17 protein-coding genes and 1 tRNA gene are annotated in these 15,918 nt (G+C 62.0%); 8 read left to right on the plus strand and 10 right to left on the minus strand.

Annotation, left to right across the window (positions count from 1 at the left end):
* Positions 1-28: 28 nt before the first annotated feature.
* The 5 genes from ELX51_RS07525 to rimO form a co-directional block, all read right to left on the minus strand.
* Positions 29-1,798, minus strand: coding sequence for an SLC13 family permease (locus ELX51_RS07525; protein ID WP_127752936.1), 1,770 nt, complete (start codon positions 1,796-1,798; stop codon positions 29-31).
* A 102-nt stretch (positions 1,799-1,900) separates the two neighbouring features.
* Positions 1,901-2,722 (minus strand): sulfate ABC transporter permease subunit CysW, encoded by an 822-nt coding sequence (cysW, locus tag ELX51_RS07530; RefSeq protein WP_127752937.1) that lies wholly within the window; start codon positions 2,720-2,722, stop codon positions 1,901-1,903.
* Positions 2,719-3,561 (minus strand): sulfate ABC transporter permease subunit CysT, encoded by an 843-nt coding sequence (gene cysT / locus ELX51_RS07535; RefSeq protein WP_127752938.1) that lies wholly within the window; start codon positions 3,559-3,561, stop codon positions 2,719-2,721. The genes cysW and cysT overlap by 4 nt, the downstream gene beginning before the upstream one ends.
* Before the next feature lie 51 nt (positions 3,562-3,612).
* Positions 3,613-4,611, minus strand: coding sequence for a thiosulfate ABC transporter substrate-binding protein CysP (gene cysP, locus ELX51_RS07540; protein ID WP_127752939.1), 999 nt, complete (start codon positions 4,609-4,611; stop codon positions 3,613-3,615).
* Between the two features lie 171 nt (positions 4,612-4,782).
* Positions 4,783-6,153 (minus strand): 30S ribosomal protein S12 methylthiotransferase RimO, encoded by a 1,371-nt coding sequence (gene rimO / locus ELX51_RS07545; RefSeq protein WP_127752940.1) that lies wholly within the window; start codon positions 6,151-6,153, stop codon positions 4,783-4,785.
* 229 nt (positions 6,154-6,382) lie between these two features.
* Between rimO and ELX51_RS07550 the strand changes: the two genes are divergently transcribed.
* Positions 6,383-6,784, plus strand: coding sequence for a DoxX family protein (locus tag ELX51_RS07550; protein WP_248305279.1), 402 nt, complete (start codon positions 6,383-6,385; stop codon positions 6,782-6,784).
* A 76-nt stretch (positions 6,785-6,860) separates the two neighbouring features.
* Here ELX51_RS07550 and ELX51_RS07555 read toward each other — a convergent pair whose 3' ends face one another.
* Positions 6,861-7,394 (minus strand): DUF4282 domain-containing protein, encoded by a 534-nt coding sequence (locus tag ELX51_RS07555; protein ID WP_127752942.1) that lies wholly within the window; start codon positions 7,392-7,394, stop codon positions 6,861-6,863.
* A 30-nt stretch (positions 7,395-7,424) separates the two neighbouring features.
* Complete coding sequence (gene lipB / locus ELX51_RS07560; protein ID WP_127752943.1) at positions 7,425-8,189, minus strand: lipoyl(octanoyl) transferase LipB; 765 nt, start codon at positions 8,187-8,189, stop codon at positions 7,425-7,427.
* Between the two features lie 49 nt (positions 8,190-8,238).
* Here lipB and ELX51_RS07565 point away from each other — a divergent pair, with 49 nt between their 5' ends.
* Positions 8,239-8,472 carry a FliM/FliN family flagellar motor switch protein gene (locus ELX51_RS07565; RefSeq protein ID WP_127752944.1) on the plus strand — a complete coding sequence of 78 codons (234 nt, stop codon included), beginning with the start codon at positions 8,239-8,241 and terminating at the stop codon, positions 8,470-8,472.
* Positions 8,473-8,598: 126 nt separating this feature from the next.
* Positions 8,599-8,683, plus strand: a tRNA-Leu gene (locus ELX51_RS07570).
* Between the two features lie 65 nt (positions 8,684-8,748).
* On the opposite strand, the gene ELX51_RS07575 is transcribed toward ELX51_RS07570, so the two are convergent.
* Positions 8,749-9,120, minus strand: coding sequence for an MmcQ/YjbR family DNA-binding protein (locus ELX51_RS07575; protein ID WP_127752945.1), 372 nt, complete (start codon positions 9,118-9,120; stop codon positions 8,749-8,751).
* Between the two features lie 131 nt (positions 9,121-9,251).
* Between ELX51_RS07575 and mgtE the strand changes: the two genes are divergently transcribed.
* The 4 genes from mgtE to ELX51_RS07595 all read left to right on the plus strand — a co-directional run bounded on the left by mgtE (position 9,252) and on the right by ELX51_RS07595 (position 13,198).
* Positions 9,252-10,667: a magnesium transporter gene (gene mgtE / locus ELX51_RS07580; protein WP_164854794.1), complete on the plus strand. Its 1,416-nt coding sequence runs from the start codon at positions 9,252-9,254 to the stop codon at positions 10,665-10,667.
* 382 nt (positions 10,668-11,049) lie between these two features.
* Entirely contained in the window at positions 11,050-11,727 is a 678-nt protein-coding gene (locus ELX51_RS07585; protein WP_127752946.1) for a glutathione S-transferase family protein, read from the plus strand.
* Complete coding sequence (locus ELX51_RS07590; RefSeq protein ID WP_248305280.1) at positions 11,724-12,149, plus strand: DUF1489 domain-containing protein; 426 nt, start codon at positions 11,724-11,726, stop codon at positions 12,147-12,149. The genes ELX51_RS07585 and ELX51_RS07590 overlap by 4 nt, the downstream gene beginning before the upstream one ends.
* 143 nt (positions 12,150-12,292) lie before the next feature.
* On the plus strand, positions 12,293-13,198 hold the full coding sequence (locus ELX51_RS07595; protein ID WP_127752947.1) for a division plane positioning ATPase MipZ: 906 nt from the start codon (positions 12,293-12,295) through the stop codon (positions 13,196-13,198).
* Positions 13,199-13,211: 13 nt separating this feature from the next.
* Here ELX51_RS07595 and ELX51_RS07600 read toward each other — a convergent pair whose 3' ends face one another.
* A complete protein-coding gene (locus tag ELX51_RS07600; RefSeq protein WP_127752948.1) occupies positions 13,212-13,490 on the minus strand; it encodes a hypothetical protein in 279 nt (92 codons plus the stop codon).
* A 92-nt stretch (positions 13,491-13,582) separates the two neighbouring features.
* Positions 13,583-15,193: an SPOR domain-containing protein gene (locus tag ELX51_RS07605; protein ID WP_127752949.1), complete on the minus strand. Its 1,611-nt coding sequence runs from the start codon at positions 15,191-15,193 to the stop codon at positions 13,583-13,585.
* A 315-nt stretch (positions 15,194-15,508) separates the two neighbouring features.
* On the opposite strand from ELX51_RS07605, the gene clpS reads away from it, so the two are divergent.
* Positions 15,509-15,916, plus strand: coding sequence for an ATP-dependent Clp protease adapter ClpS (clpS, locus tag ELX51_RS07610; RefSeq protein WP_127752950.1), 408 nt, complete (start codon positions 15,509-15,511; stop codon positions 15,914-15,916).
* Positions 15,917-15,918: the final 2 nt, after the last annotated feature.

Here is a 15,918-nt window from a genome sequence, read left to right on the forward strand (position 1 = left end):
TATCGGCGCGCTCAAGCACGCTAGCTCGTTAGAACGGCCACACCAGCATCAGCATCGGCACCCCGACCAGAATCACCAGCAGCGATAGCGGTAGCCCCAATCTCGCATAGTCGCTGAACTTGTACCCGCCCGGCACCATCACCAGCGTGTTGCACTGATGCCCGATCGGCGTGAGGAAATCGCAACCGGCCCCGATCGCCACCGCGAGCAGAAACGCCTCGGGCGCATAGCCTAGATCGGTGGCGAAGGTCGCCGCAATCGGCGCCATCACGAGAACGGTTGCCGCATTGTTGAGGAAGGGGGTCACGGCCATGGCCGCTACCATGATCAGGGCGAGAGCGCCCCAGCCCGGCAAGGTGCTGGCGGTGGCGGAAAGCCAGCCGGCGATGATCTCGGTGCCGCCGGTCGAGCGCAGCGAATCGCTGACGGGGATGAGGCAGGCCAGCATGATCAGGATCGGCGCATCGATCCGATTATAAACTTCCCGCAGCGGCAGTGCCCGCGTCAGCACCATAGCGGCGGCCGCAGCAAAGAATGCCGGCGCTACCGGCACCACCCCAAGCGCAGTCGCTGCCATCGCCACCAGCAAAATGGCGAGCGGCACCAGTCCGTTGCGAACGCTGCCAATGCGCAGCCCCCGCTCCACCAGGGGCAGACAGTCCCATTCGCGCAGCAATTCGGGCAGCTTGTTGAGATCGCCCTGCAGCAGCAGCACGTCGCCATTGCGGAACCGGATCTGTCCCAGCCGCTCGGTCAGGCGCTCATTGCGCCGGCTCACCGCCAGAAGGTTGAGCCCGGTGCGATCAAACAGCGTCAGTTCCTGCGCTGTGGCGCCGATCAGGTCCGAGCGCTCGCCCACAATCGCTTCAATCGTGCCGGTTTCCTGGGAGGCATTGGCGATGGCGTCGCGCCGCTCAGAAAAGGAAAGCCCTGCCTGCGCCACCATCTTGTCGAGTGCATCGGGTTCACCCTCGATCAGCAGCGTGTCACCCGCCCTGAGCTTGGTGTCCGGGAAGGGGGTACGGCGCTGTCCGGAAGCACTGAGAATGCGCGTCACCATCGCCCGCCCATCTGCGAGCCCCTGTAATTCACCGATCTGCAGGCCCACCGCGCTGGTATCCTCGAGCACATGGGCCTCGGTGGTGTAATTCTTGATGTCGACCGCCGTCTCCATGCCGCCATCTGCCGGGCGTCGCTCCGGCAGCAGCCGGTAGCACAGCACGAGAAAGGCAACCCCGACCAGGGAAAGCGCCGCGCCCACAGGGGTGAAGTCGAACATGGTGAAGGGCGTGCCGACCAACTCCTCGCGCACCCGCGACACAATGATATTGGGGGAGGTGCCGATCTGGGTCATCAGACCGCCGAGGAGCGAGCCAAACGACATCGGCATCAGAAACAGCGATGGCGACACCCCCGAGCGGCGCGCCATCTGGAAGGCGATGGGCATCATGATCGCCAGCGCGCCGATATTCTTGACGAAGGCGGAAAGCACCGTGACCACCACCACCAGCAGCAGCAATTGCGCGCGTGGCGCGGTCAAGCCTGGTGCCAGGCGTCGCACCGCCACTTCCATGACCCCAGAGCGGGCAATGGCGGCGCTGACGATCAGGGCGCTGGCAACGATGATCACGATGTCGTCCGAAAAGCCGCTAAAGGCGTCCTCGGGCGCTACGATACCCACGGCCATGGCGGCAAGGAGTGCACCAACGGCGACAACGTCGTATCGCCACCTCCCCCAGATAAAGGCGACCATCATGGCGCCAATAACGAGGAAGGCTAACATCTGCGGTGTGGTCATATCGGCTCCGGATTTCGCCATGAGCAACGCCCATGGCCGGCGTTGTATGCCAGAGCCGGAAAATAAAAGCCGCACCTGCGGAGTGGAACCTTTACACGGTCGCTATCCACGGCCCACGTTACGGCCGAGCACCGATTTGAGGATCAATGTTACGACCGCCATCAGGGCCAGGGCCGATGCGGCGGCAAAGGCGCCGGTGACGTTGAAGTCGTTGAACAGCTGAGAGATCTGCAGTGGCAGCGTGTTGGTCTGCCCGCGAATGGAGCCGGCAACCACCGATACCGCGCCAAACTCCCCCATCACGCGTGCATTGCACAGCACTGCCCCGTAGAGCAGGGCCCACCGAATATTGGGGAGGGTGACATACCAGAACATCTGCCAGCCATTGGCGCCGAGCGACAAGGATGCCTCTTCATCCTCGCTGCCCTGTTGCTGCATCAGAGGAATGAGTTCGCGCGCGACAAAGGGAGCAGTAACGAACAGGCTTACGAGGAAAATGGCGAACACCGTGAACATCAGCTGGATGCCTACGCTTTGCAGCGCCGGCCCAAGCAGCCCCTGGCCGCCATAAAGGAAGAGATAAGTCACGCCAGCAACAATGGGGCTGATCGAAAATGGCAGCTCGATCAGCGTCACCAGCAGCTGCCGTCCGGGAAAGCGGAACCTGGTCACCAACCAGGCCGCGCAGACCCCGAACACCATGTTGATCGGCACCACGACGAGCGCGGTCAGCACCGTAAGCCAGATGGCGTGGACCGTGTTGGGCTCCAGGATATTGCTGAAGTAAACGCCGATCCCCTCGCGCAATGCCGTCGCGAAGATCAGCAGCAATGGCACGACGAGGACCAGGCCCGAAAGCACGAGCGCGAGAGCGATCAACAGCCGCTCGCTGAGGCTGCGCGGGGCGGAGGCGAGCCGGCTCATATCCGGCTCCGATCCGTGTAGCGCAGCTGCCAGGCGGCAAGCGCATTGGTCAGGAACAGCGTGCCAAAGGCGGTCAGCAACAGCACAAAGGCCAGCGCCGCTGCACCCTCGTAGTTATATTCGTCGAGCCGGATAAAGATCAGCAGCGACACGATCTCGGTTAGCCCTGGCAGGTTGCCGGCGATGAACACCACGGCGCCGAACTCCCCGAGCGAGCGCGCAAAGGACAGCACGCAGCCGGCCATGAAGGCTGGCAAGATGGTGGGCCATATCACCCGGGCAAATACCTGCCATGGCGTTGCCCCAAGGGTCCTTGCTGCTTCCTCGAGCTCAAGATTGGCTTCCTCGAGCACCGGTTGCACCGTGCGCACCACAAAGGGAATGGAGGTGAATGTCATGGCCACAATGATGCCGAGCTGGGTGTAGTTGACCTGCAGTCCCATCGGCGCCAGCAACTGTCCATACCAGCCATTATCGGCAAAGAGGGTCACGAGGACGAGCCCTGCCACGGCGGTGGGCAGGGCGAAGGGGAGGTCCACCAGCGTATCGAGCACCCGCTTGCCGGCAAATTCGTAGCGGGTCAGCACCCAGGCCAGCAGCAGGCCAAAGGCGCCGTTGAAGGCGGTGGCCATGAGCGCCGAAGAAAAGGTGATCCGATAGGCAGCCAGCGACCGTGGCGACGAAACAATGCGCCAGAACTCGGCCGGCCCCATCCCCGCCACCTTCAGCAACATGGCCGCGATGGGTAGCAGGATGATGATGCCGAGATAGAGCAGGGTGGTCCCCAGCGTTACGCCAAAGCCGGGGAGCAGGTTATTGCGTCGGGAAGCGGCGGCCATACGGTCCTCGGCATCGGGCGGCCCGCCAAAGCGGCGCTGCCCGGCTCTGCATTACTGGTTGAGGAACACGCGATCCAGCAGTCCGCCATCGGCGAAATGATCCGCCGTCACCTTGTCCCAGCCGCCAAAGGCCTCTTCCACCGTCACCAGCCGCACTTCGGGAAAGTCGGCCTTGTGGGCGGCAGCGACAGTCTCGTCATGGACGCGGTTGTAGTTAGCCGCGAGGATTTCCTGGCCCTCGGGTGTGTAAAGGAAGTCGAGATAAGCCTTGGCGATCTCCTGGGTGCCGCGCTGGTCAGCGACCTTGTCGACCACCGCTACGGGGAATTCCGAAAGCAGGCTGATGCTGGGGACCACCGCGTCATACTTGTCGACTCCAAGCTGGTGCCGAATGCCCTGCACTTCGGCTTCGAAGGTGATCAGCACATCCCCGAGGTTGCGCTCCACAAAGGCGGTGGTGGCGGCGCGCCCGCCAGTCTCGAACACCGGAACATTGCTGAAGAGCTTGGTCAGGAACTGCTCCACCTGCGCTTCGTCGCCGCCAAACTCTTCCTGCGCCCAGGCGCGGGCGGCCAGATAGGTGTAGCGCCCGTTGCCCGAGGTCTTGGGATTGGGGAAGATCACCTTGACGTCGTCGCGCGCCAGATCGCCCCAATCGGCGATGTTCTTGGGATTGCCAGCCCGCACGAGAAAGGCGGGCAGCGAGTAATAGGGCGAAGCGTTGTTGGGGAACTCGCTCTGCCAGTCCTCGGACACAAAGCCTTGCCGGGCTAGCATGTTGATATCGGTCACCTGGTTGAAGGTAACGAGATCGGCCTGCAGACCCTCAAGGACGGCGCGCGCCTGCGCCGACGAGCCGGCATGGGACTGGCTGACATTGAGCGTGGTACCGGTGCTCTCCGCATAGTTGGGCACGAAGGCGAGGTTCACCGCCTCGTAGAGCTCGCGGCCGATGTCATAGGACACGTTGAGGATTTCGGTGGGCTGCGCCGCGGCAGGACCGGCAGCCAGGGCCAGCGAGGCAATGGCTGCGGCAAGGATCTTCTTCATGGGAACGCTGGCTCCGGTGTGCTGCGCTGGAATAATGCAGCCCAGATGCACGCTGTGCCGAGCCGCGTCAAAGCCTAAGGCGTTGACGCGGATGAGCGATTTACCCGAAGGGCAGTTTGCCGGAAAGACATTGCGCCGGCGCTTCGGCCGGCGCGATAAAGTTGTTCGACCTTAGGCCTGCGGCGCCGCTTCGAAGCGCACGGGGGTCGCCACCGTGCTCGGACGCACCGGGTCGGCGAACAGGTCGTATTCGTCGCTGTCGGTCACCACCACCTGCACCAGATCGCCCGGCTTGATGCCGGTGGCATCGCTGACCACGACCTGCCCGTCGATATCGGGTGCATCCCACTTGGAGCGGGCGATGGCGCGGTTGGCGTTCTTGTCGATATCATCGACCAGCACTTCGATAGTGCGACCGACCTTCTTGGCCAGCTGGCCTGTCGAAACGTTCTGCGCCACTTCCATCAGCTGCTCGAAGCGATCCTGCGCCACTTCGTCGGGCACGATGCCAACCAGCTCATTGGCGGGTGCGCCGGTAACCGGCTCATACTTGAAGCAGCCCGCACGATCGATCTCGGCTTCTTCCAGCCAATCGAGCAGGAATTCGAAGTCCTCGACCGTCTCGCCGGGGAAGCCGACGATGAAGTTCGAACGGATGGTGAGATCCGGGCAGATATCGCGCCAGCGCTTGATGCGATCGAGTGTCTTCTCCTGGTTGGCCGGGCGGCGCATGTTCTTGAGCACGCTCGGGGACGCATGCTGGAATGGAATATCGAGGTAAGGCAGCACCTTGCCTTCCGCCATCAGCGGAATGATCTGGTCCACATGGGGGTAGGGGTACACATAGTGGAGGCGAATCCACGCGCCCAGTTCCCCCAGCTCCTTGGCCAGGTCAAAGAACTTGGCGGCAACCGGACGGCCACGATAGTTCGAGGTCGCGTATTTCAGATCCACGCCATAGGCGCTGGTGTCCTGCGAGATCACCAGCAGTTCCTTGGCGCCGCCCTTCACCAGTCGCTCGGCTTCCCCCAACACGCCGGCAGCCGGGCGCGAGGCCAGGTCACCGCGGATCTGCGGGATGATGCAGAACGAGCAGCGATTATTGCAGCCCTCGGAGATCTTGAGATACGCATAGTGCCGCGGGGTCAGCTTCAGCCCCTGCTCGGGCACCAAATCCACGAACCGGTTCGGCACCGGCGGCAGGTGCTGGTGGACGGCATTGACCACCGACTCATACTGGTGCGGACCCGAAACGGCGAGCACGCTAGGATGGGTCTGGCGGATCAGCTCTTCCTCGACGCCCAGACAGCCGGTGACGATCACGCGGCCATTCTCGTTAAGCGCTTCGCCGATCGCTTCGAGGCTTTCCTGCTTGGCGCTGTCGAGAAAGCCGCAGGTATTAACGAGAACGATGTCGGCGCCCTGGTAGTCGCGGGAAAACGAATAGCCCTGGGCGCGCAACGTCGTCATGATGCGTTCGCTGTCGACAAGGGCTTTGGGGCAGCCGAGGCTGACGAGGCCAATTTTTGGCGCTTGGCTCATTGAGCACGGTTTCCGATGTTAAGGATTGGCGTCCTCATACAGAAATTGTGCCCAAAGCGCAATCAACCGGCCTTGACGCTGCCGTGAAGCAGGCCTGCACCACGTGCGGGGTTGGGTGCGCTTGGTGAACAGTGTGTGCGTATATGGTCAGATTTTAACAATGATCCACCTAGGCTAGCAGGGTTGAATGCGTCAAACCGGCGCAGCACTTTGCCTAAAGGAGGCACACTTGTTCGATCGTCTCTCCGCCTACGCGCCGCAGGCCCTCGCCGTGCTTCGCATCGTTACGGCCCTGCTGTTCATTGAACACGGCACCCAGAAGCTGTTTGGTTTCCCGGTCCCCGGCATGGGCACCCCCGAAGGGTTGTTCCTGATTGCCGGCATTCTCGAGACCTTTGGTGGTCTGCTGATCCTGGTTGGGTTCCTCACCCGTCCGGTCGCCTTCGTTCTTTCAGGTATGATGGCCGTGGCCTATTTCATGGTCCACTTCCCCCAGAACTTCTGGCCAGTGGGTAATGGCGGCGATGCCGCAGCCCTTTACTGCTTCATCTTCCTTTACCTGGTCTTTGCCGGCCCGGGCGATTGGGCCATCGATACCCGCGCTCGCAACCGCACGCTCAGCCGCGTCTGACGCGCCGCGAAAAGCAATGGCCGCCCCCATTCATTTCGGGGCGGCCTCTTTTTTACCTGCGACAAGCCGTGCCGGCCTATTCCTCGCTGTCGATCCGGGGCGTCCGCTTGGCGGTGCGGCGCGGCTTGAACACTTCGCCAGCCCTGGTCGCCGGCGAGCGGAGCGTATCTTCCGGCTCAAGATCGGGTTCCGTCACCGCATCCACGGCATTGAGCACATATTCGTCGGTCTCGACGAACTCCCGTTCCTCGCCCGCTTCGGCAAGATCGCGAATTGCGTCCCGAACTTCGTCCAGCAGCGAGCTCGAATAGCGCGAACGGGTCACCGGCTCGGTTTGCCCCTCATGCGTCTTGAACCACACCAGCAGCGCCTCGCAGCCAATCCTGAGGCCAACAAACAACAGCAGGCCGAACACGGCAATCTCAAGCAGGCCCCAAAGCCCATTGCCGAAGCCAAAGCCAAAGGTCCAGAACAGGTGGCTAATGGCCCAAAGCAGGATACCCGCCAGGCCCAACGCATAAAGGATGGGCACCAGCTTGGGCGCCAGGATCGCGTCCAGCCTGAACAATGTCTGTCGGCTGAACAGGCGTTTGAGGTCGTCGAGCGTCATTGCAGTTTCCTCGAGCTTGGCGCGATTCGATTAAGTCACAACTTGGTCAGTGATGCCTTCGGGCACAAGCTCTTCTGCCGAGCCGTCGCGCGTTGGACCAAAGCGGCGCTCAAATTGCGCCCGCAGAACCATGTCGACCTCAGGCATTGAGACCAGCTGCCCCAGATCTTCAAAGCTCGTCACACCTTGGTCGGTGATCCCGCAAGGCACGATTCCGCCGTAGTGGCTGAGATCGGGCGCAATATTGAGCGAGATACCGTGGAACGTCACCCATTTCGAGACCCGCACCCCCAGTGCCGCAATCTTGTCCTCGCGGTCCGCCCCCTTGTCGGGCCGCTTGACCCAAACGCCGATGCGCCCCTCGCTGCGATCGCCGACGATATTGTGGGCAGCGAGCGTGTCGATAACCCAGCCCTCCAGGCCCTGCACCAGGCAGCGAATGTCGCGACCCCGCTCGCGCAGATCGAGCATCAGGTAAGCCACGCGCTGGCCGGGGCCGTGATAGGTATATTGTCCGCCGCGCCCAGCCTCGAACACCGGGAATCTATCCGTCAACAGGTCTGCGGCCACTGCGGAGGTGCCGGCAGTGTATAGCGGTGGGTGCTCCAGCAACCACACCGCCTCGTCGGCAGTGCCGGCCGCGATTGCCGCAGCGCGGTCGCGCATGGCCGCAAGTGCCATGGGATAAGGGACGGGGGTGGACGAGATCATCCACTCGACAGGCCGGGAATCGGCGCGTCGCAATTTGCTTGCGCTATCGCAAGCTTGGGGTGCCGTTAACGCTTCACTAACCATGATGAGCTGAGGATCGCCTTTCTGCGGCGCAGGGGTTGAACCGATATCTATGAACACTCTCGACAATATTGAAGTGGAAATCACGGTGGAGCTGGGCGCGACCACCATGCCCATCCACCATCTGCTGCGGATGGGCCGCGGCGCCGTGATCGAGCTGGATGCGCTGGAAAGCGACCCGCTGCACATCTATGCCAACAACACGCTCGTAGCCCATGGCGAGGTCAGCGTCGACAATGGCCAGCTCCAGGTCCTGGTCCGCAACAAGGCCAGCAAGCGCTTTTAGCCGCCCGGGAGCGGGTAGGGTTTTCCACCGATCTCTTTGATAAGCAATTTAAGCGCTTGAGGTTCTCAAGGACCTTTGCTAAACCCCGTCTCGCTTCGCCCCAGGGCGGTGCTTCTACCAGGACGTGCGGTCGTGGCGGAATTGGTAGACGCGCAGCGTTGAGGTCGCTGTATCGCAAGATGTGGAAGTTCGAGTCTTCTCGACCGCACCAGTCACCTTCAGGGTGACACCAGAACAGCCGCCCTCCGGGGCGGCTTTCTTGTTTCTGGTTCCCCGTTAGGCCGGGGGCGTCAACGGGCGCTCCGCCGTAAGATTGGCAGGGGCCTTGCTGCGCCAGGCGTCCTCCAGCCGCAGGCTCAGTTCTTCATCGCTGATCCGTTCCAGCCGGACTAGCACCGCCGGCCAGCCGACATAATGGTCGGTCTCGAAATAGATCTCGGGCGATATCTCCATGAGCAGCGCCTTCTGCTCCTCGGGGCACAGCAGCACCAATGTCTCCTCGTCTTTGAGCCTGGTGAAGGTGGCGCCGTTTACCTTGAGCGCCGGCGTGCCATAGCTGGTTGATCGTTCAACGCCGGGCAGTGCGCGTTGGGTGGCAATCCTCTCAATGCGAACAAAGACTTGGTCGAGCGCTTCGGAAGCAGCCATCGCGGTTTTCCTTGTCATGCCGCACTGCACTTGCGCAGTGCTTGAAAACAACAACGGCTAGTCTGGCGCATCGCTCCTTGATTAGCTACAGCTTGGCGCGCCCCCGAAACTCGCGACACAAAGGGCTTCCAGTGAGCACAGAATTCGATACCGCACCGGGCCCTGAGGCCGTGGTTGATCCCGACGCGCTTCGCAACAGCGAAGACCGCATCAGCCCGCTTTGGCTGGAGCGTTTGCGCGCCTATCTGGAAGCGGGCAGGGCGGATGACGTCGCCAGTGTCATGGAGCCTCTGCACGTCGCCGATATCGGCGATGTGCTCGAAACCCTCAACCCCGATGAACGCATTCTGCTGGTCCGTACTCTGGGGGACCGATTCGACTTTTCGGCACTGACAGAAGTCGATGAGAGCATCCGCGTCGAGCTGATGGAGGCGATTCCCAATGCCGAAATCGCCCGTGGCGTCACCGGCCTCAACAATGACGACGCCGTAACCATTCTGGAGGATCTCGAGCAGGAGGACCGGGACGAGGTTCTTTCGGCACTGCCAACCTTTGAACGGCTGAGCTTGAAGCGTAGCCTCGATTTTCCCGAGGATTCCGCCGGCCGGCGGATGCAGACCGACTTCATCGCCATCCCGCCCTTCTGGACGGTCGGCCAAACCATCGACTACCTGCGCACCGAAGCTGAACTGCCCGACGAGTTCTACCAGATCTATGTGGTCGACGCGGCCTACAAGGTGCTCGGGACCATTCCTCTCGACAAGTTCCTGCGCTCCCCACGATCGACCAAGATCGACGCGATCATGAATACGCAGGTGATTCTGGTTCGGGCCGATGAGGATCAGGAGGAAGCCGCCCGCGGCTTCGAGCGCTACGACCTGGTCGAGGTGGGCGTGGTCGATGAAAGCGGGCGCATGGTCGGCGTGCTCACCATCGACGACATCGTCGACGTTATTCACGAAGAAGCGGACGAGGACATTAAGCTGCTCGCGGGCGTTGGTGATGAAGACATCTCCGACTCCACCATCGATACCATTCGTAGCCGTGTGCCGTGGCTGGTGATCAATCTCATTACCGCCGTGCTGGTTTCGGTCGTTATCGGCCTTTTCGATGGCACCATCGAGCAGATGGTTGCCTTGGCCGTCCTGATGCCGATTGTTGCCTCCATGGGCGGCAATGCCGGCACCCAGACCATGACGGTGACTGTCCGGGCCCTGTCTATGCGCGAGCTGGATGGGAGCCGCTTGCGCCGGCTGATCACCCGCGAAATGGTGGTGGGCCTGGCCAATGGGGTCATCTTCGCCATCTTGGTGGGCCTGGTCACCGCGGCCCGATTCGGCGATGTCCAGCTAGGCGTGGTGATCGGCTCGGCCATGGTGATCAATCTCGTGGTGGCGGGCACGGCCGGCATTCTGATCCCTGTGATCCTGGATCGCCTCAAGGCCGATCCTGCCATCGCCTCCGCGGTGTTCGTGACCACCATCACCGATGTGGTCGGCTTCTTTGCTTTTCTGGGCATCGCCGGCTTGTGGTTCGGGCTCTTTTGAAATTCGGTAAAAGTTTAACCAATTATCAACAGCTTTGCTTGGAACGGGGACATTCCCTGCCAAGTTTAAGCATGTACGATCTTTGGCGTGGGGCAGGCTGTGAACCGGAGTGTTGCAGTTTGGCCGCTTGCCAGAGCAATTCGTCAGGGTTAACGTTTTGCTGCTGGGGTGCGACCCCCGAGTGAATGGCTTTTAAGGAGCGATAATGCGCACTCATCCGAGAGCTGCTATGTGGCGCGCGGCAACCTGGACCATGGTTTGCCTGGCGTCGATGGGACTAGTCTTCTCTGTCGTTGCGGGCGTTTAAGCGCCAAAGTTTTTCACCCAAGGCATTTCGGAGGGCGCCCATGCCAAAGGGCGCCCTTCTTTTTTGGAGAGTTCGATGAAGCTGCTGATCGGCAATCGTAATTATTCCAGTTGGTCCTTGCGGCCCTGGCTGGTCTTGGCTCACTTCGACATTCCATTTGAGGATGAAGTGCTCCAACTCGCGGGGGAAGGCTTCCGCGATGTGCTGGCCCAGCGCTCGCCCACGGGCCGGGTGCCGCTGCTGATCGATGGCGATCTCCAGGTTCCCGAAACCATCGCCATCATCGAATATCTCGCCGACTGTTTTCCTGACAAACCGATCTGGCCGCAGGATCGCGCCGACCGGGCCCGGGCACGAGCGGTTTCCGCAGAAATGCACGCAGGCTTCACCGCCTTGCGTAGCTACGCGCCGATGAACCTGCGCGCCAGCCATCCGGGCCGGGTCAGTGCCGACATGATCGCCAAGGACCTGCAGCGGCTCGAGCATTCCCTCGGCGGCTTGTTGTCTCGCTCCGGTGGACCCTTTCTTTTCGGTGCCTTCACCGCTGCCGACGCCATGTACGCTCCCGTCGCTACCCGCATCCGCACCTATGCTCTGCCCGTATCCGATACCCTCAACGACTATGGCGCCGCCATCTATGCCTTGCCCGCCTTCCAGCGATGGCTGGCCCTGGCTCTGCAGGAGCCGTGGATCGTTGACGACGACGAGATCGATGTCATCCAGGGCGTGGCACCCCGGGGAAGCCTTGCATGATCCACATGGTCAAATTGTCCGTTGGCGTCGCCAGCGTCGAGGAACTGGAAAGCTTTCGCAATGAGCGGGCCCATTGGTGGGGCGCTGACTATGGCGAGGACGTGCATGTCCATCGCACCCGGATGATGCCGCGCCGCGCGGCCGAGATGGAGGGGCAGTCTTCCATCTACTGGGTGATCGCCGGCTCGATCGTGTTGCGGCAGCCTATTTTAAGGCTCGACCCCTACACCGATGAGGAGGGCAAGAACTACTGCGACATCATCATGAGCCGCGACATGGTTCGTACGGTGCCCTATCCAAAGCGCCCGTTCCAGGGCTGGCGCTATCTCGATCCCAAGGATGCTCCACCCGATATCGGTGCCAACGAGAATGCCGGCGCCCTGCAGATCGCGGCCGATCTCGCCAGGCTCGGTTTGCTTTAGCCTGGGGATATCGGGCCACTTGCCAAGCTTGTGAGCAGGGCTGGTACAGTCCAGCGCCGCTTGTTTAAGCTTTGTTAACCATAGGCGCGCTTCTCTGCCCATTGAGCGAGCCCGAGTCTTTCGGGGCCAAGATGGAGCGGCGAATGGCACGGCAAGGCGCACATGTCATTGTGGTTGGAAACGAGAAGGGTGGCTCGGGCAAATCGACCACTGCCTTCCACTTGGCGATCTTCCTGCTCTACCAGGGCCACCGGGTTGCCACCATCGATGTGGATAGCCGCCAGCAAACCTTCACCCACTATGTCCGCAACCGGCGTGCCTGGAACAGCGAGCACCAGCTGGCGCTACCCAGCCCCAAGCATTTTCACCTGCCGGCTGCCTGGGGTGACTCCGTCAAGGACAACCATCGGGCCGAATTCGACGTCTTCCGTCGGGCCATAGCCGAGGTCGAGGACCGCGTGGACTTCATCGTCATCGACACGCCCGGCTTTGACACCAACATGACTCGGCTGGCCCATTCGCTAGCCGACACCCTGATCACCCCGGTCAATGACAGCCTTATCGACCTCAACGTGCTGGCCCGTGCCGATGCCGTTACCGGTGAGCCCGTGGAAACCAGCCATTACTCACGCCTTGTGCAGCGCGCGCGCTCCGAGCGGCTCAGCATTGATGGCCAAAGCATCGACTGGATTCTGGTGCGCAACCGCATCTCCATGCTGTCCTCGCGCAATACGCGCCAGGTGCAGACCATGCTCGATCGCATTGCGGCGCGCTTCGGCTGCCGGGTGTCGGACGGCATCGGCGAGCGGGTGATCTTCCGCTCGCTGTTTGCCAGCGGCATGACCGTCTTTGATCCACTCGATGAGGAATTGCTTGGCGGCCAGCCGTCCAACTCGCATGTGACGGCGCGCCAGGAGTATCGCAGTCTCGTTGCCGCGCTGAACCTGCCGGCAAAGGCTCGGGCTGAAACCCATCGGGCTGCCGCCGAGATCGTCGCCGCGCCCCCTTCAGTGCACGCGCGCTATACGCCCGTGCCTTGCCACGCCTGAGGGCAGGGGACCGCTAGCGGTCCCCGCCAAAGCTGATCAGCACGGCGCGCTTGCCGCCGGGGGCAAACACATCCAGATCAATGCGGACCGGCTCCTGCACCATCCGGCGGGTCCGGGCCGACAGTGCCAGCACCACCCCCAGCAGCTCGCCCACGCTGCGTCGGCCATGGCGCGACTGCATGCGCTTGCCAACGCCGGCCAGCACCCGGTTGCGGGCCGTCATGTCGTCACTCACCAGGCTCGAGCGGCCAATGAAACTGGCCAGGTCCAGCAGGGCAGTTCGTTCGCTCATTGGGCTACTCCAAACACAGGCGCCAATTTGCTTGATGGGGAATCCGGGGCCGGCACAACAGTCCTGCCTCGAACGGAAGGTTTAGGCCGGCGTCAGCTCTGCATGGCGAGACACGCCAGGTTCTGCTGCTTGAGCTGATTGCACATGGCAGTCGCATCGTCCCGGTCCCCGAAACCCACAAAGCGGGCGCGGAAGAAGGTCTTGCCGTTCTTTTCGAACCGCTCGACATAAGAGCGGAAATCACCGAGTTGGCCGACTTTGCTTGCAGCATCGCTCAGGAGGCCGCGGGCACTTTCTTCGCTCGGGCCGGCGCCAATCTGGACCACCCAGCCGCCGGGCGGTACCGCATTGTCATTGGCAGCAGCCACTTTCACCGAGCCGCTGATCGCCGGATCGATCGGCACGCCATCCGAGCCGATGCGTTCTTCAGGCGCCAGCGGCGCTGACGGGACGGTGTGGCCCAGGGCCGAAGGCGGTGCACCCAAATTATAGGAGTCGCTGAGCCAGGCGCCGATTACGTCCTGCGAAGGATAGGCCGGCTGGGGCGTCTGCGAAGGGGCAGCGAGCACATTGGCGGCCTGCACCGCAGGCTGCAGCGACAGGTCGGCCGGCATGGGGGCGGGCGGCACCGGTGCCGGTGCGGCGCTGGCGACCACGACGGGCGCCTGAGATGGTTGCGGCAGCTGAGCGCGTGGCTGGGCCTGGGCACCGTTCGCCGCGACCAACTGTGCCAGGCGGAAGCCGGGCAGGGGCATGGGCATCACGAACACTGGCTTGCTGGGCTGGGCCACGGCCACCTGGATATTGCCCTGGCGGCCCGGCTGCGGGATCTGGGCGGTCTGCAGGTAATTGCCCTTGCGACCCTTAGGCAGGTAGTTGGCGACGAGCTGGCGCACCTTCTGGTCGCGCGAGGCGGACGAGTTGAACCCGAATGCGATAACGACGATATGCCGATTGTCTTTGCGGGCGGCGGTCATCAGGTTCGAACCGGCAGCATTGATATAGCCGGTTTTGATGCCGTCCACAGCGCCCATATAGCCAAGCACTCGGTTGTGGTTGCCATAGGTGCGCTTGCCATAGGAGAACGAGCGGGTCTGGAAGAATTCGTAATAGCTGGGGAAGTGCTGGTAAACTGCGATGGCGAGGATCGCCTGGTCGCGCACGGTGGTGATCTGCGCGCCGTCGGGCAACCCCGAGGCATTGCGATAGGTCGTAGACCGCATGCCCAGCGCCCGCGCCGTGGCGGTCATGCGCTCGGCGAACTTGCTTTCCGAACCCGAGATGTGCTCGGCGATCACCCGGGCCATGTCATTGGCGGACAGGGTCACGAGCGACTTGATCGCGTCTTCCACGGTGATGGTCGCACCGGCGCGCAGGCCCAGCTTGGTGGGCACTGCGGAAGCGGCGTGCTTGGACACCGTCATCTTGGTGGACAGCTTGATATTGCCCGCCGAGAGTTCCTGGAACAGCACGTAAAGGGTCATTACCTTGGTGACCGAGGCCGGGTAGCGCCTTGCGTCGCCAGCTTCTTCGTAAAGAACCTGGCCCGACTTGGCGTCGACAACGATGCCGGCATATTTGCGCAGGTTCTCGATAGCCTGGGCGGGAGCGGCGCTAGGTAGAGCAAGGGAAAGCGCAACTACTATAGCGGCAAAGGCGCGGACGAGGACGACGCGCCAAGGGGATTTCGCCTGAAAAGCCACCCGCAACTCCAATTTCACTCTCGGACGGTCAAAGCGTCCGTACACAACTCACACAATGATGGCGACGTGCCCCCGCCGTCTCCACCACAATCCCGAACCTAGGCTTCGCGTATTACCATTCCGTAAAATGCCCAGCTTTTTGTCCGTGATGTGGAGATGATGTGGCGTCAGCGTGGGCAGCGGGCAAAACTCCTCTTATCAGGTCTTTTTGCCGGTCACGAATATGAGAAGCGATGACCCTTAACAGCGCCCATAATTTTCCTACATAATGGGTCCACCATGCTGCTTCGTTTCTCTCACGACAGATGCCTTGCCATGACACTACCCGATCTCCTTGCTCCCATCGGCGAGGCGTCTGCCACCACTTGGCTGCGCCCGCTCACCTCTGCCGGTCCGAATGACGGCGATGACAACAAGGATGCCGGCGGCACGGAATCCGGTACCGCAACCAAAACTCGGCCCAAGACCAAACGGCCCAATCTTTATCGTGTGTTGCTGCTGAACGACGATTACACTCCGATGGAGTTCGTCATCCTGGTGCTCCAGGACGTCTTCAACAAATCGCGCGAAGACGCGATGCGCATCATGCTCCATGTTCACCAAAAGGGCGTTGGTGAGTGTGGCATCTACCCCTACGAAGTCGCCGAAACCAAGGTCACTCGCGTCATGGATACGGCGCGCAAGAACCAGCATCCGCTGCAATGCGTGATGGAAAAGCAATAGGA

This window comes from Devosia sp. 1566 (assembly GCF_004005995.1).
GTDB lineage: Bacteria > Pseudomonadota > Alphaproteobacteria > Rhizobiales > Devosiaceae > Devosia.